This window comes from Streptomyces sp. NPDC001750 (assembly GCF_042892615.1).
GTDB lineage: Bacteria > Actinomycetota > Actinomycetes > Streptomycetales > Streptomycetaceae > Streptomyces.
The window spans coordinates 53,827-76,245 of record NZ_JBIAUE010000030.1; the positions used below are offsets into that span (position 1 = coordinate 53,827).

General features: G+C 71.3%; 19 protein-coding genes. 11 read left to right on the plus strand and 8 right to left on the minus strand.

Translation table 11 applies throughout. The annotated features are described in order from the left end of the window. The first annotated feature begins 190 nt into the window (after positions 1-190). Positions 191-1,279: an NADH:flavin oxidoreductase gene (locus tag ACFYY6_RS32150; RefSeq protein ID WP_389196921.1), complete on the plus strand. Its 1,089-nt coding sequence runs from the start codon at positions 191-193 to the stop codon at positions 1,277-1,279. A gap of 115 nt (positions 1,280-1,394) precedes the next feature. Here ACFYY6_RS32150 and ACFYY6_RS32155 read toward each other — a convergent pair whose 3' ends face one another. Then, on the minus strand, positions 1,395-2,324 hold the full coding sequence (locus tag ACFYY6_RS32155; RefSeq protein WP_389196923.1) for a LysR family transcriptional regulator: 930 nt from the start codon (positions 2,322-2,324) through the stop codon (positions 1,395-1,397). A 1,052-nt stretch (positions 2,325-3,376) separates the two neighbouring features. Here ACFYY6_RS32155 and ACFYY6_RS32160 point away from each other — a divergent pair. Then, complete coding sequence (locus ACFYY6_RS32160) at positions 3,377-4,162, plus strand: class I SAM-dependent methyltransferase (RefSeq protein WP_351518193.1); 786 nt, start codon at positions 3,377-3,379, stop codon at positions 4,160-4,162. A 445-nt stretch (positions 4,163-4,607) separates the two neighbouring features. Next, on the plus strand, positions 4,608-7,040 hold the full coding sequence (locus tag ACFYY6_RS32165) for a SpoIIE family protein phosphatase (protein WP_389196925.1): 2,433 nt from the start codon (positions 4,608-4,610) through the stop codon (positions 7,038-7,040). Between the two features lie 94 nt (positions 7,041-7,134). Here the strand turns inward: ACFYY6_RS32165 and ACFYY6_RS32170 are convergent, their stop codons facing one another. From ACFYY6_RS32170 to ACFYY6_RS32180, 3 genes are all read right to left on the minus strand, one after another. Continuing rightward, positions 7,135-7,980 (minus strand): alpha/beta fold hydrolase, encoded by an 846-nt coding sequence (locus ACFYY6_RS32170; protein ID WP_389196927.1) that lies wholly within the window; start codon positions 7,978-7,980, stop codon positions 7,135-7,137. Then, a complete protein-coding gene (locus tag ACFYY6_RS32175) occupies positions 7,980-8,912 on the minus strand; it encodes a VOC family protein (RefSeq protein ID WP_351631747.1) in 933 nt (310 codons plus the stop codon). The genes ACFYY6_RS32170 and ACFYY6_RS32175 overlap by 1 nt, the downstream gene beginning before the upstream one ends. Positions 8,913-8,977: 65 nt before the next feature. Beyond that, positions 8,978-10,537 carry a bifunctional 3-(3-hydroxy-phenyl)propionate/3-hydroxycinnamic acid hydroxylase gene (locus ACFYY6_RS32180; RefSeq protein ID WP_351518189.1) on the minus strand — a complete coding sequence of 520 codons (1,560 nt, stop codon included), beginning with the start codon at positions 10,535-10,537 and terminating at the stop codon, positions 8,978-8,980. A 338-nt stretch (positions 10,538-10,875) separates the two neighbouring features. Between ACFYY6_RS32180 and ACFYY6_RS32185 the strand changes: the two genes are divergently transcribed. Continuing rightward, positions 10,876-11,526, plus strand: a complete 651-nt coding sequence (locus ACFYY6_RS32185) for a TetR/AcrR family transcriptional regulator (RefSeq protein ID WP_351518187.1) — start codon at positions 10,876-10,878, stop codon at positions 11,524-11,526. Between the two features lie 25 nt (positions 11,527-11,551). Here ACFYY6_RS32185 and dmpG read toward each other — a convergent pair whose 3' ends face one another. The 3 genes from dmpG to ACFYY6_RS32200 are packed head-to-tail and all read right to left on the minus strand — an operon-like array spanning position 11,552 to position 14,342. Next, positions 11,552-12,577: a 4-hydroxy-2-oxovalerate aldolase gene (dmpG, locus tag ACFYY6_RS32190; RefSeq protein WP_351518186.1), complete on the minus strand. Its 1,026-nt coding sequence runs from the start codon at positions 12,575-12,577 to the stop codon at positions 11,552-11,554. Then, the gene (locus ACFYY6_RS32195) at positions 12,577-13,521 is read right to left on the minus strand and encodes an acetaldehyde dehydrogenase (acetylating) (RefSeq protein ID WP_389196929.1); all 945 of its coding nucleotides are present in this window, start codon (positions 13,519-13,521) and stop codon (positions 12,577-12,579) included. The genes dmpG and ACFYY6_RS32195 overlap by 1 nt, the downstream gene beginning before the upstream one ends. Further along, complete coding sequence (locus ACFYY6_RS32200; RefSeq protein ID WP_389196931.1) at positions 13,518-14,342, minus strand: 2-keto-4-pentenoate hydratase; 825 nt, start codon at positions 14,340-14,342, stop codon at positions 13,518-13,520. Before ACFYY6_RS32200 ends, ACFYY6_RS32195 begins: the two co-directional genes overlap by 4 nt. A gap of 69 nt (positions 14,343-14,411) precedes the next feature. Between ACFYY6_RS32200 and ACFYY6_RS32205 the strand changes: the two genes are divergently transcribed. Continuing rightward, positions 14,412-15,179, plus strand: a complete 768-nt coding sequence (locus ACFYY6_RS32205) for an IclR family transcriptional regulator (protein ID WP_351518181.1) — start codon at positions 14,412-14,414, stop codon at positions 15,177-15,179. Positions 15,180-15,290: 111 nt separating this feature from the next. Here ACFYY6_RS32205 and ACFYY6_RS32210 read toward each other — a convergent pair whose 3' ends face one another. Beyond that, a complete protein-coding gene (locus ACFYY6_RS32210) occupies positions 15,291-16,055 on the minus strand; it encodes an IclR family transcriptional regulator (protein WP_389196933.1) in 765 nt (254 codons plus the stop codon). A gap of 79 nt (positions 16,056-16,134) precedes the next feature. Between ACFYY6_RS32210 and ACFYY6_RS32215 the strand changes: the two genes are divergently transcribed. The 6 genes from ACFYY6_RS32215 to ACFYY6_RS32240 all read left to right on the plus strand — a co-directional run. Beyond that, a complete protein-coding gene (locus ACFYY6_RS32215; RefSeq protein ID WP_351518178.1) occupies positions 16,135-17,289 on the plus strand; it encodes a cupin domain-containing protein in 1,155 nt (384 codons plus the stop codon). Beyond that, entirely contained in the window at positions 17,286-18,119 is an 834-nt protein-coding gene (locus ACFYY6_RS32220) for a fumarylacetoacetate hydrolase family protein (protein WP_351631733.1), read from the plus strand. The genes ACFYY6_RS32215 and ACFYY6_RS32220 overlap by 4 nt, the downstream gene beginning before the upstream one ends. Next, complete coding sequence (locus ACFYY6_RS32225; RefSeq protein WP_351631730.1) at positions 18,119-18,766, plus strand: maleylpyruvate isomerase family mycothiol-dependent enzyme; 648 nt, start codon at positions 18,119-18,121, stop codon at positions 18,764-18,766. The genes ACFYY6_RS32220 and ACFYY6_RS32225 overlap by 1 nt, the downstream gene beginning before the upstream one ends. A gap of 17 nt (positions 18,767-18,783) precedes the next feature. After that, entirely contained in the window at positions 18,784-20,049 is a 1,266-nt protein-coding gene (locus tag ACFYY6_RS32230) for an FAD-dependent monooxygenase (RefSeq protein WP_389196936.1), read from the plus strand. 179 nt (positions 20,050-20,228) lie between these two features. Then, a complete protein-coding gene (locus tag ACFYY6_RS32235; RefSeq protein ID WP_388652587.1) occupies positions 20,229-20,891 on the plus strand; it encodes a lysophospholipid acyltransferase family protein in 663 nt (220 codons plus the stop codon). A 421-nt stretch (positions 20,892-21,312) separates the two neighbouring features. Beyond that, positions 21,313-22,419, plus strand: a 1,107-nt coding sequence (locus ACFYY6_RS32240) for an Hsp70 family protein (protein WP_351526212.1), incomplete at its 3' end; no start/stop codon positions are given.

Here is a 22,419-nt window from a genome sequence, read left to right on the forward strand (position 1 = left end):
AGAAATGAGCCGTCGGAAGGTCCGCGCCGTCGCGGCCGTCTGGACGCCGTGATCCCGCGTTGCAGATAATCGTGCGCCGTCGATGCGCGCCGTCGCGTTTCGTACCGGCCGGAATTCTTTCGCCGGACCGGAAGAAACAGGCGCACAACGGATGGTACGTACATGCGGTGCCGACAACTCGGGAGGAATAATGGCCAGCCTGGGCGAGCCGTTCGTCGTGGGTGATTTGACGGTCGCCAACCGGATCGTCATGGCCCCGATGACCAGAATGCTTTCCCCCGGCGGTGTGCCGGGCCAGGACGTGGCGGATTACTACGCCCGCCGCGCGGCCAACCAGGTCGGGCTGATCATCACCGAGGGCACCTACGTCGACCGCGCCGCCGCCGGCGCGTACGAGAACGTGCCCCACTTCTACGGCGAGCGGGCCCTCGACGGCTGGGCACATGTCGTGCGACGGGTGCACCGGGCCGGGGGCAGGATCATTCCGCAGCTGTGGCACACCGGGGTCGTCCGCGCGGCGACCGAGCCGCCCGCCGAGGGCCCGTCCGGGCTCGGTCTGGACGGCGCCCCCGCCGGGAAGGCCATGACCCAGCAGGACATCGACGACACCGTGGCCGCCTTCGCGCAGGCGGCCGTCGCCGCCGAGCGGCTCGGCTTCGACGGCGTCGAACTGCACGGCGCGCACGGCTACTTGATCGACGACTTCCTGTGGAGCGACACCAACCGGCGGACCGACCGCTACGGGGGCGACCCGGCCTCCCGCGCCCGTTTCGCCGCGGAGATCGTCCAGGCTGTCCGCGCGGTGGTCGGTCCGGGGTTCCCGGTCTTCTTCCGGCTCTCCCAGTGGAAGGTCAACCGGTACGACGCCCGGATCGCGGAGAATCCGGACGAGTTGGCGCAGCTGCTCACTCCGCTGACCGACGCCGGTGTCGACGCGTTCCATGCCTCCACCCGCCGCTACTGGCAGCCCGAGTTCGACGGCAGTGGGCTCAACCTGGCCGGCTGGGTGCGCAAGCTCACCGGCAGGGCCACCGTCACGGTCGGCTCCGTCGGCCTGGACCGGCAGTACGGCGAAGGCGAATTCGCCCAGGGTTACACCCGCCAGGCCGGGCTGACCGGCATCGAGGAGCTGCTGGCCCGCCTGGGGCGCGACGAGTTCGACCTCGTCGCCGTGGGCAGGACGTTGTTGGCCAACCCGGACTGGGCGGCGAAGGCGCTCCGCGGAGAGCTGTCCCTGACCGTCCCCTACGACCCCAACGTGCTCAGGACGCTGGTCTGAGGACGGTCCGCGCGACGAGCGGGCCGCGCCGCCCGGGTCACGACGGCCCGTCGCGGTGCCCGCCCGTCGTCGCTGCAGAGCGTGACGCGGCGGAGCGCGGCGAGGAACTTCCGGGTCACGCCGACGTACGCGCGGCATAACTGATCGCGACCGCGGATCTGAGGACGTCCACGAAGGCTCTGCCGCGTCCGCTCATGATCAGGTCCGGCATCATGGCCACACCGAGGGACAGAGAAGGCAGGTCCCCGGCGATCTCGACCGCTCGAACCCTCCCGCCGTCCAAAGTCGTCATGTTCGGCGTGCGTTGATACATCAACGCGAACCCGGAACCGGCGGCCACGAGCCCGCGCATCGTCTCAGGACTGGCTGTCGTCATCACACGCGGCATGGGAACACCGGCACCGGCGAACATCTTCTCGAAGTGCCGGAGGACGGTCGGGGCGTTCAGAGTGACGAGCGGTCGAGCGGCCAACTCGTCCAGGCCGATCGCGCCGGCCCGCCCCATCGGGTCGCCATCGGCCAGCAGGGCGTAGACGGGCAGGTCCACCAGGGGGTGGAACCTGGAATCATTCGCGAGGAAGTCATAGGTCACGGCCAGTTCGCATCGACCGTCCTGCAGAAGACCCAACAGCCGGTCGGCGAATGCCTCGTGAGGGTTCAGTTGCAACTCCGCATGCCGCTCCCTCAGCATCCGATGGACCAGAGGGAGGAGGAACGGGGCGATCGAGAAGAAGAACCCGACATCGAGCTGACCGGTGGTGTCACCCGCCAGGGCGTCGCCCTGGGCCTTCAGATTCCTCGCCTGGCCGAGCAGCGCGCGTGCCTCGCGCAGCAGGTGCCGGCCGCTCGGCGTGAGGGTGACCCCACGGGCATGATGGCGGAGAAGCAACTGCACACCCAGTTGACGTTCCAGCCTCATCACAGCCGACGAGACCGTCGACTGCGACGCACACAGTTTCTCGGCCGCCTCCGATATGTTGCCGAGCTCGGCGGACACGACGAAATACCGTAACTGGGTGAGGCTGAAGCCAAGTCGGTCGTTCATCGCGCACGTCCGCAGACGTGTCCCCGGTCACCGGCCGTCCGGTTCTCGCCCCGTCGGGCGCTGTTCGGCAGGACGCCCCGGACGTCGGTGACGAACGACGGGCAGCACGCTCGCCGGTCCGGGACCCGGTGGGCCGGGGCGTGGGACACCCCCTCGGCCCGCATCCGGAGCCGGCCCGTTCCGGTCACCGCTGCCGCGCCGGTGCGGCGGCCCCACCCGGCGGGGTGGACCGGGCGGGAGTCGGAGCCATCGTCGCCCGCCCGGGACTCCCCCGTCCCAGAGGCGTTCTCCCCGCGCGAGGAGAAGAGGTGAGCGCGACGGCCATCATGAGATTCTCCTCGGCTCCGGTGGGCGACGAGCAGACGGACTCCACTGCCGACAACAACCGGCAGCCCTTCACCGGCACGAACCGTTACGGGCTTGCGATCCCCGGACCATCGAAGCCTCGCTCACGCTCAGGGCCACCGCTCCACACCGCGCTTCCGGTCTCGCCCTCACCCCGAAAGACACCTCCACGATACGGCGACCGCCGCGTGGGGCACTCCCCGACATTTGGACAATCGTCAGGTGGCCGAAGGCTCGTCGGTGGAGCGCCCGAGCGCCTGGTCATATCGGTGCGACGTACGCGGCGGCACTGGTCAGCGGGGCACGTTTCGGACCAACTACCCTGCGCTTTCATGCAGTTCATTGCCACGAGCTCCTGATTCGGTCAGGGCGGACCTCGTGGTGACGGCGAAAATCTGCACGTCCTCGAACGGGCCTCCCGGGTCGGCTTCGAGTTGTGACGGGTCCACTCTGATTCCGGCGCGCTCCGCAAGCACGAGCACGGTGACGGTGAAGCCCTCGCAGAGCGCGAGCAATCGGTGTGGTTCGTTCTCCGACGCCGTGCCGACAGGGCGTGGACGAATGCCTCGAAAGCGGCCGGGCCATTGTGCGCTCGACGTTCTCCACCGGAACGACGCCGCCCGCAGACCGGGAGGCCCCCATCGGGAGGTTCACGGCGCATCGGGGACAATGGTCCCGGTGGAACGACCGCACTCTCAAGGAGCGTCATGGACAACGCGATCGACAAGGCGGCCTGGCGCTATGGACCTCTGGCCTCACTGGTCTATGAAATCGACAAGCCGATCGGGACGTCGTTCGGGGATGTCGAGTTCTACGCGGACCGGCTCCAGGGCGTGTCCGGCCCGATCCTGGAACCTGCCGTGGGCACGGGCCGGATCCTGATCCCGCTGCTCGAACAGGGACTGACGGTGCGGGGCTACGACACCTCGCTCCCGATGCTGGAACAGTGCCGGGCCAACTGCGCGAAGCGCGGCCTGTCGGCCGATGTCTTCGAAGCCGACATGACCACGTACCGCGATCCCGGTTCCTGTGCGGCGATCGTGATTCCGACCGGATCGTTCGCGTTGCTGTCCGACCGGTCCGGCGCGCTCGCCGCGCTGCGCGCCATGCACGAGAGCCTGGCCCCGGGCGGTCGGCTGATAGTCGATCTCGAACCGCCGTCCTTCACGACCCACCCCGGCACGGACCCCGTCCGGCACTGGTGGAACGACGAGCAACTGATCACCCTGACCACGTGGCACAAGGAAGTGGACCCGGTCGCCCAGCGTTCGACCCGCTGGTTGCGCTACGAGTCCTGGAAGGAGGGGGTCCTGGAGCGGACCGAACTGCAGATCTTCTCCCTGCTCTGGTTCGGCCTCTCCGAGTTCACCGCGCTCCTGGAACAGGCCGGATTCACCACGGTCACGGCGCACGGCAACTATCGGGCAGGGGTCGCGCCGACCGCCTCCGACGACGTGTGGACCTTCGAAGCCACTCGGCGAAGGCCGGCGTAGCAGCCATGGGTCCGGCGGCGACGACAGCCGCCGTGGTGATCACGATACGACGAAGCATGCGTGCTCCTTCCCTCGTACATGCAGCCGGGAGGAAGATCTCGCCCAGACCCCGCGTCCGCGCGGACCGCGGGCGCAGGCACATCAGCGGCGGACGAGGCCCACCCGTTCGCATACACGCCTTGCTCCGACCACACGTCGACCGGCCGCACGTGTCCTGCGCTCCCTTCGGAATCGCTGCCCGCCGACCACCGGTCCTCGCCCGTCACCCGTCGCTCATCACCGCTGCCCGTCGCCCGTCGCCGGCCTGCCTTCCACGCGGTCGGGCGGATCATGCGTGGTCCTCTCGCGCGAACGCCGCACCGGCGGGCCCTGCGGCCACAGGCCGACGGGCCCATAATGGATGCGTCTCGCTTGTGTGGTGGCCCCACCTGCGACGAGGAGCGAAATGAGCGCCTCCGAGGATCGGCCGGGCGGTCGAACATCCGCTTTGCCGTCCCTGTCGACCGCAGTGCTCGACAGGGACGGCACGGTCCTGCGCTGGTCCCGGGGGGCGGCGGAGTTGCTGGGCCGTTCGAGTGAGGAGGTCTGCGGGCGTCCGGTCCGGGACCTGCTCGGAGACATTACCTGCGAGGCCCGGGAAGGCGCGCGGCTTCCCGGCGTGATCCCGGAGTCGGGCGAGACGCGGCTGCGCCACCGGTCCGGCCGCACGATCGACGTCACCTTCCGGGTGACACCCCTGGAAGGTGCGTCCGAGCTCGTGGTCGTGGCAGTCCCCACGTGCCGGCTCGCGGGCGTGGAGCAGGGCGTGTCCTTCCTGGAGAGCCTGTTCTCCCAGGGCCGGATCGCGGTCAGCGTCCACGACACCGACCTGAGGATCGTGCGGGCCAATCTCGCCTCGGAGGTGTTCGGCGCGCGGCCCGGACCGACACCCGACCGGCTGCGGGACGTGATGTCCGCGCAGGACGCCGAGAACGTCGAAGCATCCCTCCGCGAGGTGCTGGACACAGGTGTTCCCCTGGTGGGGAAGCACCAGCGGATGCGGTCGCCGCAGGGTGCCTGGCAGCGCCGGTCCCTTTCCCTGTCCGCATTCCGGATGGAGGACGCGACGGGCAGCCCGAGCGGCGCCGCCGTGGTGTTCACGGACTCCACGGAACAGGACCGGTCCCGCCGCCACGTGGAGTTGCTGCATCGGGCGGCGAAGCGCATCGGCACCTCCCTGGACGTCCTGCAGACCGCCCAGGACATGCTGGACGCGCTGGTTCCCGCCCTCGGGGACGTGGGATGGGTGGAGCTCGCCGACGCCGTGTTCGACGGCGAGGAGCCGCCCAAACTGTTCGGCGCCGGACGGTGGCATCTGCGCCGGGCCGCGGTGGCGGCCGACCCCGGCCCCTGGCCCGCCGCACTGCTGCAACCCCTCGCGCCGTGCCCGCCGCTGCCGGACGGCCTCATCATGCGAAACCTCCAGCGCGGCAGGACCGTCACCGGCGGGCTCGCCGAGTACCCCATGGGCCATGTCCCGGAGCTGGCACCGCTGTTCGTTCCCGAACACGGGCACTCGTTCGTGGCGTCGCCGCTCTTCGCGCGCGGGCTGGTGCTCGGTGTCGTCGCGATCTGGCGTGCCGAACAGCCGGATCCCTTCGACCAGGCGGAGGCGGACCTGCTGGAGGAGATCGCCACGCGGGCGGCCCTCGCCGTCGACAACGCCCGCCGGTACACGCACGAGCACCACGCGGCCGTCGCGCTCCAGCAGCGCCTGCTCCCCCGTGCCACCACCGACACCCCGGCGACCGAGACCGCAGGCCTCTACCGACCGGCGGGGGGCGGGGCGGAGATCAGCGGCGACTGGTTCGACGTCGTCCCGCTGCCGTCGTTGCGGACCGCCCTGGTCGTCGGCGACGTAGTCGGTCGCGGACTGCACGCCACGGCCATGATGGGCCGCCTGCGCACCGCCGTCCGGACCCTGGCCGACCTGGAGATCGACCCGGACGAACTGCTCACCCATCTCGACGACCTCGTGCGGCAGCTCGAGGACGAGGCTCCCCCGGGGCACCGCGACACCATCGGTGGCACCTGTCTGTACTCGGTCTACGACCCGGTCACCCGCTGCTGCACCCTGGCCAGCGCAGGGCATCCGCCACCCGTCCTGGTCCACCCCGACGGCACCACCGAGGTGCTGGAGCTGTCCCCCGGCCCGCCCCTCGGCGTCGGCGGCATGCCCTTCGAGGCCACCACGGTCGAGCTGGAGCCGGGATGCGTCCTGGCCCTGTACACCGACGGTCTGATCGAACGCGGCGACCACGACCCCGCCCGCGGACTGCGGCGGCTGGTGAACGCCCTCGAAACGTTCTGCCGCCCCGACCGGCCGCTGGACGACCTCGGCCGGGACCTCCTCGCGGACACCGGCGAGGCCCCGCCCGACGACGACATCGCCCTCCTCCTCGCCCGCACCCGGGCCATCGCGCCGGAGAACACGGCGAGTTGGGAGTTCCCCACCGACCCCTCCGAGGTCGCCACCGCTCGGGAGACGGCCTCGCGGCAGCTCACCGCCTGGGGGCTCGACGAGCTGGCCTTCACCACCGAGCTGGTGGTCAGCGAGCTGGTCACCAACGCCATCCGCTACGCGGGTGGCCCGGTCGGGCTGCGGCTCATCCGGGAGAGCGTGCTGGTCTGCGAGGTCTCCGACCCGAGCAGCACCCAGCCCCGCCTGCGCCGGGCCCGGACCACGGACGAGGGCGGCCGCGGCCTGTTCCTCGTCGCTCAGCTCACCTCCCGTTGGGGAAGCCGCTACGGCCGGCGCGGGAAGACCATCTGGACCGAGCAGCCTCTCGACACGACGCCCGACGGCCTCACCGAGCTGTCGGAGTCCGCGCTCTCCTGACACCGGGCCGCTCTCCCGCACGCCCGCCCGTACGGAATGCGGCGCTGCGGGAACGGTGACGTCCCCGCCGCGCCTCTCGGCCCTGCGGACCGGGTCAGTTGTTGGCGACGAAGTCGATGACCAGCCGGTTGAACTCGTCGGCGTGCTCGATCATCGCCCAGTGCCCGCAGCGGTTGAGCAGCACCAGCCGGCTGTCCGGAATGTTCGCCAGCAGGTGGAGCGAGGTCTCGTACGGGACGACGCGGTCGTCGCGGCCATGGATGAGCAGCGTCGGCACCTGGATCGTCGGGAGGAGAGCCGGGTCGACCCACTTGGGCAGCGGCGCGCCCTTCGGCAGGCCGTCCACGTAGTTGCGCAGGTGCTCGGGGCGGGCGAGCGCGGCGTCCGAACGCGCCTTGCACAGCTCGGGGGTGGCGAACCGGGCCTTGTCGTAGACCATGATCTCGACGAGTCGGCGCATGTTCTCCGGGCCGGCGTCGTGGTAGGCCTCGATGAGGACCTTGAGGCCCTCCGAGGGGCCGTCCCCGGCGCCGAAGAGCGTCGGCATCCGGCCGACCGGCGGCCCCATGGTGACCAGGTGCGAGATGCGGTCGGGGTACTCGGTGGCCAGTCGCAGCGAGGTCTGGCCGCCCATCGAGTTGCCGACGAACGCGGCCTTCTCGATGCCGAGGGCGTCCAGGAACCGGATCGCCGTGTCCACGTGGTCGAGCTGGTCGACGGTGGCGGCGTCCGACTCTCCCCAGCCGGGCATGTCGACGGCGAACACGTGGAAGTGCTCTGCCAGCGCCTCGATGTTCCCGGCGAAGTTGCTCCAGCCGGTGGCGCCGGGACCGCTGCCGTGCAGCAGGACGACCGGGTGGCCGGAGCCCGCCTCGTAGTAGCGCAGGTTCCATTCGCCCGCCCGGACGGTGCGCGCGATCTCGTTGGGGTCGAGGGTCATCAGTGGTCCTCTCCATGGGGATTGGGCGCGGCGGCGAGCAGTTCGGCGACGGCGCCCGGGGGCCTGTGGCCCCAGCTGTGCAGCCGGTCGAGCGTCCTCACCTCCCACGTCTCGTCGTCGATGATCAGCCCGCCCCAGCCGTACTCGACGCTGAAGCCCGAAGGCGTGAAGACGTAGAAGCTGAACATGTGGTCGTTGGGGTGCATGCCGAGCGTCATCTCGAACGGCTGCTCGGCGTCCATGCACCGGTCGTAGGCGGCACCGACGTCACGGATGTCGGTCACCTCGACCATGAAGTGGTGGGTCTTCTTCGGCGACGGCATGTCCCCGAAGGCGACGGTGTGGTGACGGCCGTTGCAGTGCAGGAAGATCAGGTCGGCGACGATGCCCGGGGCCAGTTCCTCGACGATGGTGTCGCTGACCTTGAACCCGAGCAGGTCGGTGTAGAAGCCCAGGTAGTCCTCCCGCGAGACGCCGTGCGCCAGCAGGACCTGATGGCCGGCGCCGCCCGCGCCGGTCACGAAGCCACCGAGCAGTTTCGCGGACTCGAACGGGGTCGCCGCGTCGGCCAGACCGGTGACCAGCTCGACCCGGTTGCCCATCGGGTCCGTGGTGACGAAGATCCGCTCCACCTTGCGGGCCGCGGCGAGACCGGCATCGCCCTCGACGACCTCGATCCCCGCCTCGCGGACCTTCGCCACGAGGGCGTCGAGCGCGACCGCGTCCGAGACCTCGTAGCCGGAGGCCGCGAGGTCGTCGGCCGGCCCTTCGACGATGATCCAGCGGTGCGCCTTCTCATCGGTGCGCAGTGTGAACCCGTCGTGGGTCCGCTCACCGAGCTGCATGCCCAGCAGTTCGACACCGAAGTTCTCCCAATCGGTGGTGCTGCTGACTTCGTAGACGACGTAACCGAGTTCCTTGACCCCGGACATCTGACTCCTCCTCGTCCTTCTCGGGCTTCTTCCCGGACCGGACGACGGGCGCGGTCCTGCCGGTCTCAGGCGGGTACGGCCAGGCCGCTGGCGTCGGCCGCGGCGACGAACTTGTCGGGACGCACCGCCACGGCGCGGGCGCCGTATCCGCGCAACCACGGCAGCAGGACCTCGTCGAGGTCGACCAGTTCGTCGGGGCCCTGGGTGCGCGCCGACTTCGGGCGCACCGCGATGTACCGGGCGCCGAGCATGTCCCAGGCGGCCTTCTCCTCGGCCGTCAGCAGGGTCGCCGGGTCGACGTCGTCGCCGAGCAGGGCGAAGCCGCTGCCGAGCAGGTCGTCCAGGCGTGCCATCCGGCCCGTGGTGTCGCCGACGACCGGCTGCGGGACCATCTGGCCGACGGCGCTGGTCTCGCCGACCGGGCCCCTGAGCCACCCGGCCAGGAGCGCCGGCGGGGCGTTGAGCGGCGGCTCGACCCCAGTGACCTCCTGTTTGATGACCTGGCCCAGTGCGACGGCGAGGTCGGTGTAGAAGGCGGCGCTGGGGCGCCGCTCCGCCTCGTAGGTGTCGAGCCAGCTCTCGGACAGTTCGCCCTTGATGACACGGGCCAGTTTCCAGCCCAGGTCGTGGGCGTCGCGCATGCCGGTCTGCATTCCGGCTCCGGCCCACGGCGGCATCAGGTGGGCCGCGTCGCCGGCCAGGAAGACCCGGCCGTTGCGCCAGGTGTCGGACATGCGGACGTGGTGCTTGTAGAAGGCGTGCTGGTGGATCTCGACGTCGTCCGGTGTGACGCCGAGGGCTTCGAGCAGCGGCCACACCTCGGCGGCGGTCGGATAGTCCGCCGGGGTCTCATCGGGCTTGAGCGGGATCTCCCAGCGGTGGTTGCCCGCGGAGAGCGCGATGTCGACGACCGGGCGTTCCTTGTCGGACCAGAACGTCAGGACGTCGCGGTCGGGCCACCAGCGCTTGACCCGGCAGTCGATGACCACCCAGGTGACGTCGCCGGTGTCGCCCAGCAGCCGACAGCCCGCCTGGCCGCGGGTCGCGCTGCTGCCGCCGTCGGCGCCGATCGCGTACCGGGCGCGGACGGTGCGCTTCTCGCCGGTCGCCGTGTCCTCGGAGGTGACCGTGACGCCGTCGGCGTCCTGGTCGATGCCGGTGACCTCGGCGCCGTAGTGCACGGTGACGCGGTCGCCGTACTCCCGCGCCGCTTCGCGCAGTTCGGCCTCCATCGTCGGCTGGTAGATGTTGAAGGCACGGGCGCTGCATCCCAGCGCCGACCTCGGCCGGTCGATGCGCATGATCTGCGTGCCGTCGTAGGTGACCCAGCGCAGGGCCCGCTGCGGCTCGATCTTCTTCTCGACCCGCTCGTCGATGCCGAGGTCCTGGAAGATCCGCATCGTCCAGTCGTCGACGGTCACGGCCCGGGCGCGGGGGTAGAGATCCTTGTCCCGCTCGATGACGACGGTGGAGACGCCGTTCCTGGCGAGGGTGAGTGCGGCGATCACTCCGGTCGGGCCGTACCCGACGATGGCGACATCCGCGTCGTAGCTCTGGGTCATGCGATGACTCCGTTGTCCATCCGCACTGCCATGGGTGCGGAAGTTTTGGACCGATCGGTCCATTTGCAGGGGAGGTTAACAACGTGCGTCGGACGCGTGTCAAGGGTCGATGCGCGATGAAACGATCTGGCCCGCGATCGGAGCGGCGCGGGACGGGTCGCACACGGTGCGGCGGACGTGTCCGGAAGGCCCGCCCAAGGCCGTTTCCGCCTCCGACGACGCGGCGAGGCGCGGCAGTCGCGGACGGGCGCCCGCCAGGGGCGGTCGGGGCAGCCCTTACGACCTCGCCCACGATTGTCAGCGGCGTCGCAGCGTCCGGACCTCCGCCTTGGATTCGAAGGCCCCAGAAGCCGCTCCTTCTCCCACCGCCAATCGTGGACGACGTCGTTAGACTTCGGTGAGTGCAGAATTCCGCGCAGCAGGCGCACTCCGGAAACCGACGCGGCCGACGGTCACGGCAGGAGATCCTCGACGCCACCGCGAGGGTGATGTCCGCGCGCGGTTACGCGGGCACGTCGATGTCGGCGCTCGTCAAGGAGACGGGCCTGCCGAAGAGTGCCTTCTACCACCACTTCGACTCCAAGGCGGGGCTGCTGTCGGCCGTCATGGAGCGAGGGGCGCACGACTTCTTCGATGCGATGCGCGACGCCCACCGCGACCCTCCTGAGGGCGGCGGTCCGCGCGAGCGACTGGGCTGGTACCTCCAGCGGACGGGCGAGGTGCTGAAGCACCGGGAGGATTTCCTGCGCCTGCTGCTGGTGCTGGTGATGAGCCATGAGGCGGCCGAGGCGCCGGAGGCGCTGCGGACCGTGATCACGGTCCGCGACGAGGGGCGCGACTACATGCGCCACATGATCCGCTCGTCATTCATCGGCGAGGGCGAGGACGCCGCGAACACGGTCGCGGACGCCCTCGCCCACTTCGGCATGGCCGGTTTCGACGGCGCTTTCGTGTCCCTCCAGTCGGAGGACGGCAAGCCGATATCGGAGTACATGCGAGAGCTTACGGACGCCATGACGGCGCTCGGCGAGGCGCTGATCGCTCCCCGCTGAGCGCCGGTCACGGCCCGAGGACGGATCAGGCGGGCTGCTCCGCGCGCTCGTCCGCGAGCGTGAGGGCGATGTCGACGATCATGTCCTCCTGTCCGCCCACCAGACGGCGCCGCCCGCACTCCATGAGGATGTCGCGGACATCGGCCCCGTACCGCGCGGAGGCGGCCTCGGCGTGGCGGAGGAATGACGAGTAGACGCCCGCGTAGCCGAGGGTCAGGGTCTCCCGGTCGACGCGCACCGGACGGTCCTGGAGCGGCCGCACGATGTCGTCGGCGGCGTCCTGGAGCCGGAACAGGTCGCAGCCGTGCTCGAAGTCCGACAGGTTCGCGACCGCGATGAACGCCTCCAGCGGGCAGTTGCCCGCCCCCGCGCCATGACCGGCGAGCGAGGCGTCGACGCGGCGGACACCGTTCTCGACCGCGACGACGGAGTTCGCGACCGAGAGCGAGAGGTTCTCGTGGGCGTGGATGCCGATCTCGGTCCCGGCGTCCAGCACGTCCCTGTAGGCGCGGACGCGCGCGGCCACGTCGCCCATGGTGAGCCGGCCGCCGGAGTCGGTGACGTACACACAGTGCGCGCCGTAGGACTCCATGAGCTTGGCCTGCCGGGCCAGTTCCTCGGGCGGCGCCATGTGGGAGAGCATCAGGAAGCCGGACACGTCCATGCCGAGCTCGCGCGCCGCCGCGATGTGCTGCGCGGAGATGTCCGCCTCGGTGCAGTGCGTGGCGACGCGGACGGAGCGGACCCCGAGGTCGTACGCGTGCTTCAGTTCATCCACGGTGCCGACGCCGGGCAGCAGCAGGGTGGTGAGTCGGGCGCGCTTCAGCACCGAGGCCGCAGCCTCGATCCACTCCCAGTCGGTGTGCGAGCCGGGACCGTAGTTGACGGAGCCGCCGGCGAGGCCGTCGCCGTGCGCGACCTCGATCGCGTCGACGCCCGCCTCGTCGAGCGCGGTGACGATGCGCTTGACGTCCTCCGGGGTGATCCGGTGGCGAACGGCGTGCATGCCATCGCGCAGCGTGACGTCCTGGACGAAGATCGGGGTGCCCATCAGCTGTCTGCCTTCCCTGCTGCGATGCGGTCCGCGACCTGAAGGGCGGCGGAGGTCATGATGTCGAGGTTCCCGGCGTAGGCCGGGAGGTAGTGCGCGGCGCCCTCGACCTCCAGGAACACCGACACCTGGTGGGTGGGCCGGGTGCCGCCGTCGGCGAGGAGCGTGCCGACCGGCTGGTCCTCGGGGATCTCGGTGATCTGCACCTGCTGCTTGAGCCGGTATCCGGGCACGTACGCGGCGACGTCGGCGGCCATCTTCGTGACGGACCGGCGGATCTCCTCCTGGACCGCCGGGTCCGGGGCCGTGACGAGGCAGAAGACCGTGTCCCGCATCATCAGCGGCGGCTCCGCGGGGTTGAGGATGATGATCGCCTTGCCGCGGCGCGCCCCGCCGACCCGCTCGATGGCGGCCGAGGTGGTCTCGGTGAACTCGTCGATGTTGGCGCGGGTGCCGGGGCCGGCCGACTTCGAGGCGATCGACGCGACGATCTCCGCGTACTCCACGGGCACGACGCGGCTGACCGCGGCGACGACCGGGATGGTGGCCTGGCCGCCGCAGGTGACCATGTTGACGTTCGGTGCGCCCAGGTGCTCGTCGAGGTTGACGGCGGGCACGACGTAGGGGCCGATGGCGGCCGGGGTGAGGTCGATCAGACGCTTGCCGAACGGGACCAGCTTGGCGGCGTTCGCCTCGTGCGCCTTGGCCGAGGTCGCGTCGAAGACGATGTCGATCTCGTCGAAGCCGGGCATCGCGATCAGCCCGTCCACGCCCTCGTGCGTGACCGGGACGCCGAGCCGCGCGGCGCGGGCCAGGCCGTCGGAATCGGGGTCGATACCGACCATGGCGCCCATCTCCAGGTGCTTCGCCCCGCGCAGCACCTTGATCATCAGGTCGGTGCCGATGTTGCCCGACCCGATGATCGCGACCTTCGTCCTGCTCATGAAGCCTCTCCCTCGCTGAAGCGGACTGTCACGGCACCGAAGCCGGACAGCGTGGCGGTGACGGTGTCGCCGGGGGACACCGGCCGCATCGGACCGAGCGCGCCGGACAGCACGACCTGTCCCGCGCGCAGCGGGTCGCCGAGCTCGCGGGCCGTACGGGCCAGCCAGACGACGGCCTCGACCGGGTCGCCGAGGCAGGCGGCGCCGGTTCCCGTGGAGACCTCCGTGCCGTTGACGCTCATCGACATCACGACACCCACCGGTTCGGTCTCGTCGAGGGTGCGCCGGTCCGTGCCGAGCACGTAGGCGCCCGCGGACGCGTTGTCCGCCACCGTGTCACCGAAGCTGATGTCCCAGCCGTCGATCCGGCTGCCGCAGATCTCCAGCGCGGCGACGCCGTAGTCGATCGCGTCCCGGACCTGCGCGGCGTCGAGCGGTCCGTCGGCCAGGTCGGCACGGAGGACGAAGGCGATCTCCGCCTCCACCCGGGGCTGGAGGATCCGCCCGGCCGGGACGGCGCCGCCGTCCTCGTAGGCCATGTCGTCGAAGAGGACGCCGAAGTCGGGCTGGTCGACGCCGAGCTGCTGCTGCACCGCCTCGGAGGTCAGGCCGATCTTGCGGCCGGTGATCCGAGCGCCGTCGGCGAGGCGGCGTTCGGTCAGCGCGGCCTGTACGGCGTACGCGGCGGCCAGGTCGTCCCGGCCGATCAGGTCTCGCACGGGCGCGCAGGGCACACCGGAGGCGGATGCCTCGGCGAGCCGCGCGGCCGCTGCGGCGATGTCGGACTTGCTCGCGGAGGCGAGCCCTTGGTTCTCGGTCACGGCTTCACTGTGTGCCCGGGGCGCACGCCCGAACCAGCACTTCGTCTCGCTCAGCGATACGCTGCATCCATGACGGAATCGGCGTCGAGCGGTCTCGACACGGTGCTGGGCAAGGCCGTGACGATCCTGCGGGCGTTCCGGCCCGACGACCGGGCGGTCAGCCTCGCCGAGCTCGTACGGCGCACGGGTCTCCACAAGGCGACCGTGCACCGGCTGTCCGGTGCCCTGGTCGACAACCGCCTGCTCGACCGGGTCGACGGGGGCTACCGCCCCAGCGGCGGCCTCTTCGAGCTCGGCATGCTCGCGGCGCCCGAGCGGAGCCTGCTGGAGGTGGCGATGCCGTTCCTCCAGGACCTGTACGAACGCACGCACGAGACCGTCCACCTCGGGGTGCGCGAGGGACATGACGTCGTGTACGTCGCCAAGATCGGCGGTCACCGCCAGGCAAGGGCGCCTTCGCGTACCGGAGGGCGGATGCCGCTGCACTGCACCGCCATCGGCAAGGCGCTGCTCGCGCACGCCGACGACGAGCTGCGGCGGGAGGTGCTGTCCGGGCCGCTGGAGCGGCGCACCCCGCGCACGATCGTGGCCCCGGGTGCTCTGCGCCGCCAACTGCGGGACGTCACCGAGACCGGCGTCGCGTTCGAGCGGGAGGAGTCGACCACCGGGCTCATGTGCGTCGCCGCGCCGGTGCTGGGGCGCGACAACGAGGCGCTCGCCGCGATCAGCGTGGCCGGCCCCACCGGCAGGTTCCGGCCCGAGCGGTTCGTGACGCAAGTGCGGGCGGCGGCCGCCGGGCTCGGCAGCACACTGATCCGGCGCGACCCGCCGAGCTGATCCGCCGCCGCTCTCCCGCTCCTGCCGGATTCAGCCGCCGTGCCGGGATCCGGTTCTCCTGTCGGTTCTGCCGACGGCCCTCTCCCGTCGGGGCCTGCCACGGCTCCGCACTCAGAGGGCCTGGGTGATCGCGTCGGCCGCGGACGTCAGCGCGGCCGTGAGCGGCTTGAGCATCCTGGGCGAGTATCGGACGCCGGGCATCGACACCGACAACGCGGCGGTCGTCGCACCGGCGCGGTCCTTCACCGCGCACCCCACCGCGACCACGCCCCGCTCGGTGCGCTCCAGGTTGAGCGCGACGCCGCTGCGCCGTACCGCCCACAGCTCCCGGCGCAGCTGCACCGGGTCCGGCAGCTGCTCCCCCGGCGCCCGCCGGTCGTCGTCGGCGTACAGCGCCCCGACCTCCTCGTCCGAGAGCGCCGCCAGTTCGATCAGGCCGCCCGTGGCCTGATGGGCCGGGAAGACCGTGCCCTCACGGCTGCCCGCCCTCAATGCCTGTGCGCACTCGACCGAGGCGATGATCCGGACGTTCCGCCCGGTCCGGATGCTGAGGTTCGCCGTCTCGTCGATCCGGTCCACCAGGGCACGCATCGGTCCGACGGCCGCCGCGCGGAGCGCGCCGAGGCCGGACCGGGCGCTCTCGGCCAGGGCGAGCACGGGGCCCACCCGGTAGGTCCGGTCCTCGTCCTGCACCGCGAAGTCGCGGTAGACCAGCGCGGTCAGCAGCCGGTGGGCGGTGGAGCGGGCGACGCCCAGGCGCTCGGCCGCCGCGGTGACGGTGACCGACCCGTCGAGCTGGAGGATCTGTGCCAGCCGGAGCGCGTGGTCGACGCTGCTCGGCGTATAGGCGGGGGGTGTTTTCATCGACTTCGCCATGGTCCCGATCCTCACACATGCTGTTCCACAGAGCAGAATTCTATGTTCTGGAACGGTGGATCCGGCCGATAGTCGGGCCATGTCTGAAGCCAACGCCGTCATATCGCCGGTCAGCCTCACGGCCGAGGACCGACCCGGCCGGCCCCCCGTCACCCCGGAACTGGAGCACCTCTACCGAGGCTTCGAGCAGGAGCTGCTCGTTCCGCTGTGGACCGAGATCGGCGACCTCATGCCGGAGCATCCGCGCTCCAGCGCCCGGCCACACCTGTGGGAGTGGCGCAGGCTGCTCGACCTCGCCGCGCGGGCGGGCGACCTGGTGCCGGTCGGCCGGGGCGGGGAGCGCCGGGCGATCGCGCTGGCCAACCCGAGCCTGGGCGGGCGGCCCTACGCGACCCCGACACTGTGGGCCGCGATCCAGTACCTGATGCCGGGCGAGGACGCCCCCGAGCACCGGCACACCCAGAACGCGTTCCGCTTCGTCGTCGAGGGCGAGGGCGTGTGGACCGTGGTCGAGCGCGACCCGGTACCGATGGGCCGGGGCGACTTCCTCCCCCAGCCCGGTATGCACTGGCACGCCCACCACAACGCGGCGAAGCAGCCGATGGCCTGGCTCGACGGGCTCGACATCCCGTTCCAGTACGGCATCGAGGCGCAGTTCTTCGACTTCGGCCGGGACGCCCTCGGCGAGGAGGAGCACGCCAGTCCCGCCCTGTCCCGTTCGCAACGGCTGTGGGGCCGCCCCGGTCTGGCGCCCGTCTCGCAGATCGGACACCGCGAGGGCACCCCGCTGCTGTGCTACCGCTGGGTCGACACCGACGCCGCGCTCACCGCCCAGCTGGAACTGGAGCGCGCGGGCCACGCCGGCACGGTCGAACCCGGCCACGCCCTGGTGCGCTACACCAACCCGACCCACGGCGGCGATGTGCTGCCGACCATCCGGGCCCAGTTCCACCGGATCACGGCGGGCACCGGGACCGCGCCGTACCGCGAGACCGGCTCGTCCGTCTACCAGGTCTTCGACGGTTCCGGCCGGGTCACGGTCGGCGAGCGCTCCTGGTCGGTGACGCGCGGCGACCTGTTCGTCGTTCCGTCCTGGCAGCCGCTGTCGATCCGCTCCGAGGCGTCCGCGTCCGACTCCGACTCCGGAGCGCTCGACCTGTTCCAGTTCAGCGACGCCCCGATCCTCACCAAGCTCAACCTGTTCCGCAGCCGGACCGAGAAGGACAACCGATGAAGCTCGCCACCATCCGCCTGGATGACCAGCACACCGTCGCCGTCCGCGTCGACGGCGACCAGCTCGTCGAGGTGGGCCCGCCCGACGTCGGCGCGGTGCTGGCCGCTCCCGGCGGTCTCGCGTCCGCCGCCACCGCGGGCGGCCCGCGCCACCCGCTCGCCGGGGCCGACTTCGCCCCGCTCGTGCCGCGGCCCTCCAAGGTCGTGTGCGTGGGGCTGAACTACCAGAACCACATCAAGGAGATGGGCCGCGACCTCCCGGAACACCCCACGCTCTTCTGCAAGTTCGCGGACACCCTGATCGGCGCGGGCGACGACATCCGCCGCCCCGTCGAGACCGAGCAGTTCGACTGGGAGGCCGAACTCGCCGTCGTCATCGGGCGGCAGGTGCGCCGGGCGGACGAGGAGCAGGCGATCGCCGCGATCGCGGGCTTCACCGTGCTCAACGACATCACCTGCCGCGACTGGCAGTTCCGCACCCGGGAATGGCTCCAGGGCAAGAACTGGGACTCCAGCACCCCCGTCGGCCCGTTCCTGGTCACCGCGGATGAGACCGGGCCGCGCCCGGCGCTCGACATCCGCTGCGAGGTCGACGGCCGGGTCATGCAGTCCGACAACACCGGCGACCTGCTGTTCGACCCGGTCCACCTGGTTCGCTACGTCTCGACGATGGTGCGGCTCAACCCCGGCGACATCATCGCGACCGGCACCCCCGGCGGCGTCGGCCACGCCCGTCGGCCCGCCGTCTTCCTGAAGGGCGGCGAGACGGTCGTCACCGAGATCGAGGGGCTCGGCCGTCTCGAGAACCGCGTCGTCCCCGAAGGCGCGTGATGGCACGCGAACTCGCCACCGCGCTCGGGTGGGTCGACGCCGGGACCCGGCTCTGCGCCTCGGCGATCGCCGGACTCCCCGAGGAGGAGTACGCCGCTCCCTCGGCCCTCCCGGGCTGGACGCGCAAGCACGTCGTGGCACATCTGGCGGCCAACGCCGAGGCGATCGGCAACCTGGTCCACTGGGCGCGCACCGGCGAGAGGACCCCGATGTACGCCTCGCCGCAGGAGCGCGCGGATGGCATCGAGAAGGGATCCCGGTTCAGCGGGGTGGAGTTGACGCGGTGGTTCACCGAGTCCGCCGCAGCACTGGCCGCCGGGATGGCCGCCCTGTCCGACGAGGCGTGGCGGACCGAGGTGGTCACCGCGCGGGGTCGCACCGTACCGGCGAGCGAGACCCCGTACATGCGCGCCCGCGAGGTCCTGGTCCACGCCGTGGACCTCGCCACCGGGCTCTCCTTCGCCGGTCTGCCCGACGACTTCCTGCGGGAGCTGGAAGCGGACATCCGCGCCCGGCGGGGACCCGACGCGGTCCCCGGGCTCGTGGGGGACCGGGCCGATGTCGTCGCCTTTCTGGCGGGACGCCCCACGACCGGAGTGACGACCGTCGACAAAAGCCCCCTCCCCGTTCTGCCCCCGTGGCTGTGAAGAGAAGGACCTGATCCATGGACGACTCCCCCTCCGCACCCGTCGACGTGATCATCGTCGGGGGCGGCATCGGCGGCCTCTCCGGCGCGCTCGCCCTCACCCGCCAGGGCCTGAAGGTCCGGGTGTACGAGCAGGCGCCCGCCTTCGGCGAGGTCGGCGCGGGCCTCCAGCTCGCACCCAACTGCACCCGCATCCTCGACCACTACGGTCTGCTGGAGGAGGCGGCAGCCCTGGGAGTGCTGCCGCAGAACATCGTCATGAAGGACGCGGTGGACGCCGACGAGCTGACCCGGCTCGACCTCCGCGACCTGGAGGCCCGCTACGGCTACCCGTACCTGGTGATCCACCGCAGCGACCTGCACGGGATCCTGCTGCGCGGCTGTGAGCGGGCAGGCGTCGACCTCGTGACCGACGCCCACTGCACGGCGTACGAGAACACCGGCGCGGGGGCCCGTGTCCGGTTCTCCGACGGCCGCGCCGACGAGGCGGAAGTGGTGATCGCCGCGGACGGTCTGCACTCGGTCGCCCGGGAGCTGCTGGTCGACGACGAGCCGGTCAGCTCGGCGTACGTCGCCTACCGCGCGGCCGTGCCGTTCGAGACGGTCGCCGGCGACGACGTCCACGGCAAGGACGTCGTCGTGTACGTCGGCCCGCGCTGCCACTTCGTGCAGTACCCGCTGCGGGGCGGCGAGATGTTCAACCAGGTCGCCGTCTTCGAGTCGCCGAAGGCGCTGGCCGGGGAGGACGACTGGGGAACCCCGGACGAGCTGGACTCCGCGTTCGCGCGGACCTGCGACCCGGTCCGCAAGGGCCTGGCCCTGATGTGGCGCGACCGGTGGTGGCGGATGTACGACCGCGACCCCATATCGACATGGGTGACCGGCCGGATCGCGCTGCTCGGGGACGCCGCGCACCCGCCCCTGCAGTACATGGCCCAGGGCGCGATCATGGCGATCGAGGACGGCTGGGTGCTCGGCGAGCACGTCGCCGCCCAGCGCGCGCGGCGCACCGGCGACGGTTCGGGCGTCGACTGGGACGCGGCACTCACCGCCTACCAGGCGGTACGTCCCGAGCACTGCCGCCGGGTCGTCGGGACCGCCCGGGTCTGGGGCGAGTTGTGGCACCTGGAGGGCGTCCGGAGGATGCAGCGCAACGCGGTGCTGCGTGAACGCGACGTCCACGACTACTCGTTCATCGACTGGATCTACGGCCCGACGGCTCTGACTCCCGACGAGGAACCGGAGATGTTCCGGCCGATCCCCCTGGACTCCGTGGCCGTCTGAGGGCTGCGGACCAGGAGAACGGGCAGGCGGCGGTGCCGGGATCGCCGGCTCCGCCCCTGCCCGTGCGCGACGGACGGGAGAGCGTCGGCGCGGCGGGGTGAGTACCGGTACTCACGCGTCCGCCGGGCCCCCGAGCCACGATGGGGTGAACGGACCGACCCCCGAAAGGCCCCGTCCACATGCTCAGCCGCCTCGCCGCCGCCCTGGTGCCCGCCGCCGTCGGCCTGAACGTCACCACCGACGTCGGCGCTCGTCTCGCACCGGGCAGCATCATCGCCGCCAACCACACCTCACTGGCGGACCCGGCCGTCGTCCTCGCGGCGCTCCGCCGGCTCGGTGTGGAGCCGGTCGTCATGGCCGCCGCGGGGCTGTGGCGCGTCCCGGTGCTCGGCCGTGCGCTCGCCCGGGAAGGGCACATCCCGGTGCACCGCGGCGACCGGCGGGCCGTCGAGGCCCTGCACACCGCGGCCGAGGCCCTGGCGCGGGGCCGCCTGGTCCTGATCTACGGCGAAGGAGGTCTGCCCCGGCGCAGGGACCCCGGCGAGGCAGGACCCCGGCCCTTCCGCAGCGGCCTCGCACGGCTCACCCGCAGCACCGGCGCGCCCGTCGTCCCCCTGGGTCAGGCCGGGGCCCGGCGGATCGTCTCCGGCAGCCGCCCGAAGCAGTTCGCCGGACTGGTCACGGCGCCCCTGCGCCGCCCGGGCGTCCATGTCCACGTCGGCGCCCCCGTCGTGCTGACCGGCAGCCACGCCGACCGCACCGCACACGCCCACCAGGCGGTGACCGCGGCCTGGCGGACCGCCGTCGGGCGCCTCGGCGAGCCGGTCGTGCTCAGCTCCTGAGCGAAGCGGCGACGTACGACCGGGGCGGACGGACCGGGAGCCGGCGCACGGGCAGCGGGTGCGGCGGGCGCATCCGTCAGGGGGAGCCCGCCGATGACGGACGCAGGCGCCGAGGACTTCCCCGGGACCTCCGCCTGCCGGGGGCGGAATCAACGCCACGGCAGGGCGCCGGACCCGGCGGTCCGGCGCCCTGCCGCGCTGCGTCCGCACCGAACCGGGCTGTAACATATCAACCGAAAGGCGACAAATGTGATGCTTGTTGGCGGTGCCGGCACGCCACCCGGCGGATCGCGCGACCGCGGAGGTTCGCACACGGGCGGACGGCCGGTGCCCGGCATCGGACTCCGCCGACGGTTTCGGCGGGGGCCCGTCGACCGCTCGCCCGGCAGGGCATCGGTCCTCGCCGTGAAGGGAGGCAGTCATGGCGCGGGCAGTGGGCATCGACCTGGGAACGACGAACTCCGTAGTGGCGGTTCTGGAGGCCGGCGAGCCGACCGTGATCACGAACACCGAGGGTGCGCGGACCACTCCGTCGGTGGTGGCGTTCGCCAAGAAGGGTGAGGTGCTGGTCGGCGAGGTCGCCAAGCGCCAGGCGGTGACCAACGTCGAGCGCACCGCGCGATCGGTCAAGCGGCACATGGGGGACGCCCAGTGGCGGTTCCCCGGCTCCGGCGACATCGACGGCAAGCGGTACACGGCGCAGGAGATCTCCGCGCGAGTGCTGCAGAAGCTGAAGCGGGACGCCGAGGCGTACCTGGGGGACGACGTCCAGGACGCGGTGATCACCGTGCCCGCGTACTTCAACGACGCCCAGCGCACCGCGACGAAGGAGGCGGGGCAGATCGCGGGCCTGAACGTCCTGCGGATCATCAACGAGCCGACCGCCGCGGCCCTCGCCTACGGTCTGGACAAGGAGAACGACCAGACGATCCTGGTGTTCGACCTCGGTGGTGGCACCTTCGACGTGTCGCTGCTGGAGATCGGCGAGGGCCTGGTCGAGGTGAAGGCGACCAACGGTGACACGCACCTCGGTGGTGACGACTGGGACCAGCGCGTCGTCGACCACCTGGTGGAGCGCTTCAAGAACGGCTACGGCGTGGACCTGTCCAAGGACAAGATGGCGCTCCAGCGTCTGCGCGAGGCCGCGGAGAAGGCGAAGATCGAGCTGTCGTCGGCGACCGAGACCACGATCAACCTGCCCTACATCTCGGCGTCCGCCGAGGGTCCGCTGCACCTGGACGAGAAGCTCACGCGCTCGCAGTTCGAGCAGTTGACGGCGGCTCTGCTGGAGCGTTGCAAGACGCCGTTCCACAACGCGGTCAAGGACGCCGGGGTCAAGGTGTCGGACATCGACCACGTGATCCTGGTGGGTGGTTCGACGAGGATGCCCGCGGTCACCGAACTGGTACGGGAACTGACCGGCAAGGATCCGCACAAGGGTGTGAACCCGGACGAGGTCGTCGCCATCGGCGCCTCGCTCCAGGCCGGTGTCCTCAAGGGCGAGGTCAAGGACGTCCTGCTGCTCGAC